The organism is Streptomyces sp. SID14478 (assembly GCF_010548525.1).
Classification (GTDB): Bacteria; Actinomycetota; Actinomycetes; order Streptomycetales; family Streptomycetaceae; genus Streptomyces.
Window position 1 is genome coordinate 1 of sequence record NZ_JAAGMG010000401.1, and the last position, 2,212, is coordinate 2,212.

The 2,212-nt window shown below is 75.8% G+C and carries 3 protein-coding genes and 1 pseudogene; 2 read left to right on the forward strand and 2 right to left on the reverse strand.

The window, feature by feature from the left end:
- Window positions 1-435: GNAT family N-acetyltransferase (locus G3I40_RS13255; protein ID WP_164302364.1), on the forward strand; the 435-nt coding region annotated here is incomplete at its 5' end.
- 61 nt (window positions 436-496) lie between these two features.
- Window positions 497-1,339 (forward strand): transglutaminase-like domain-containing protein, encoded by an 843-nt coding sequence (locus G3I40_RS13260; protein ID WP_164302365.1) that lies wholly within the window; start codon window positions 497-499, stop codon window positions 1,337-1,339.
- A gap of 108 nt (window positions 1,340-1,447) precedes the next feature.
- On the opposite strand, the gene G3I40_RS13265 is transcribed toward G3I40_RS13260, so the two are convergent.
- Together G3I40_RS13265 and G3I40_RS47100 are read right to left on the reverse strand one after the other, a co-directional pair.
- Window positions 1,448-2,056 carry a response regulator transcription factor gene (locus G3I40_RS13265; RefSeq protein WP_164302366.1) on the reverse strand — a complete coding sequence of 203 codons (609 nt, stop codon included), beginning with the start codon at window positions 2,054-2,056 and terminating at the stop codon, window positions 1,448-1,450.
- Window positions 2,053-2,212: pseudogene (locus G3I40_RS47100) on the reverse strand (sensor histidine kinase); the annotation flags it as partial. The pseudogene G3I40_RS47100 and the gene G3I40_RS13265, both read right to left, overlap by 4 nt.

The following is a 2,212-nucleotide window of genomic DNA, read 5'->3' on the forward strand; positions in this document are numbered from 1 at the left end:
CTCGCGCCCGTCGGGGACGCCCCGGACGACGCGCGGGTGGTGCTGAGCCGTGCGCCGGACGCCGCGTGGCTCGGGCGCTACCAGCGCAAGGGCGCGAGCGAGGTCGCACTGCGGGTGCTGTGCACCGGTCCGTCGGTGTGGTTCGCGACGGTGCCCGGCGAGGGCGCGGTGTCCGCGGCGATCGGGCGGTGCGTGGTCGACGGGCGGTGGGCCGGGTTCGCCGCCGTCGAGGTCGACCCTGCGTACCGGCGTCAGGGGCTCGCCTCCGCCGTGATGGCGGCGCTCGCGCGGCGGGCGCTCGACGAGGGCGCGTCGGCGGCCTGGCTCCAGGTCGAGGCCGACAACGAGGGGGCGCGCGCGCTGTACGACCGCATGGGTTTCGCCACGCACCACGCGTATCACCACTACCGTGCTCCGGAACGGGCGCCGCGATGACGGTCCGGGCGACCCGCCGACGACCGCTCTATCGATCGGTCTGAGAGGGCACGAGGCACGTATGTCCCCCCACTTGTCCCCCCGTTCCACCGAACTCCGGCGCAGGTTCGCCGAGCAGGCCCGGGCCGAGCGGCCCGATCTCGCGCAGCTGTGCCTGCTGCTCGCCGCCCAGGCGGACGGCGGGCTCGACGAGGCCGGCATGGACGCCGTGCAGATCGAACTGGACGATCTGGCCGGGCAGTTGCCGTTCCGGCCGGGCGGCCCGCGCTCCTGGGCCACCGCGCTCGCCGAACTGCTCGGGTCGCGGCTCGGGTTCCACGGTGCCCCCGCCGACTACCAGCGCCTGGAGTCCTCGCTGCTGCACGAGGTGCTGCGGCGTCGGCGCGGGCTGCCGATCCTGCTCTCGGTGGTGTGGACGGAGGTGGCGCGGCGGGCCGGGGCCCCGGTGTACGGGGTCGCGCTGCCGGGGCACTTCGTCGTCGGGTTCGGCGACCCGCAGGAGCAGGTGCTCGCCGATCCGTTCGGCGCGGGGCGGGTGCTGACGGGGTCGGACGCGCAGATCCTGGTGGCCGGGGCGACGGGCGAGCCGATGGACCCGGCGATGCTGCGCCCCGCCGATCCGCTGGAGGTCGTGCTGCGGATCCTGAACAACGTACGGGCGTGGGCGGCGACGCGCCCCGAGCGCTCCGACGTGTCGCTGTGGGCGGTCGAGCTGTCGCTGCTGCTGCCCTCGCATCCGGCGCGGCTGCGCTACGAGCGGGCGCAACTGCTGGTCCAGCGCGGGGACTTCGTCACCGGGGCCACGGAACTGGAGGCGTACGCGGAGGTCGTCGAGGCGGTGGACGCCGCCGCCGCGGAGCGCGTGCAGGGGCAGGCCAGGGCGGCCCGGGCCATGCTCAACTAGAGCGTCTTGCCACCACCCCGTCGTTCGCCCGCAGGGCGGGCCCCACGACGTCCGGTATGCCGGGCGCGGCAGAGCGGCGCCCCGCCCCGGGGGCGGTCGGGGCCCCGGTCACAGCCAGCCCTTCTCGCGCGCCGTCCGGACCGCCTCGGCCCGGTTGCGCACCGCCAGCTTCTGGATCGCGACGGACAGGTAGTTGCGGACGGTCCCCTGCGACAGGTGCAAAGCGGTGGCGAGTTCCGCGTTGGTGCGGCCGTCCGCCGCCTCGCGGAGCACCTCGCGTTCGCGGTCCGTGAGCGGATTGGCGCCGCCCGCCAGGGCCGCCGCGGCGAGGGTGGGGTCGATGACGCGCTCCCCCGCGAGCACCTTGCGGACGGCCTCGGCGAGCTGTGCGGCCGGGGCGTCCTTGACCAGGAACGCGTGCGCGCCCGCCTCCATGGCGCTGCGCAGATAGCCCGGGCGGCCGAACGTGGTGAGGACGATCACCTTCAACTGCGGCAGGGCGGTGTGGAGTTGGGCGGCGGCCTCGATGCCCGTGCAGCCCGGCATCTCGATGTCGAGGAGCGCCACGTCCACCGCGTGCGTGCGGGCCGCCGTGAGCACCTCGTCGCCGCGCGCCACCTGCGCGACGACCTCGATGTCCGGCTCCAGGCCGAGCAGCGCGGCGAGCGCCTCACGGACCATCGACTGGTCCTCGGCCAGCAACACGTTGATCGTCATGCGGCGGATCCTACGGAGGCTGCCGGGACCCGGGCCACCAGGCGGAAGCCGCGCCCCTGCGCGGGCCCGGCCTCCAGGGCGCCGCCGACCGTGGCGAGGCGTTCGGTGAGGCCGGTCAGGCCGTTGCCGGGCGGCGCCCCGGACGGGCCCGCGCCG

Excerpts from the sequence above, each read along its gene's own strand:
- G3I40_RS13260 (WP_164302365.1), top strand. The coding sequence starts at position 497 with ATGTCCCCCCACTTGTCCCCCCGTTCCACCGAACTCCGGCGCAGGTTC.
- G3I40_RS13265 (WP_164302366.1), bottom strand. The coding sequence starts at position 2,056 with ATGACGATCAACGTGTTGCTGGCCGAGGACCAGTCGATGGTCCGTGAG.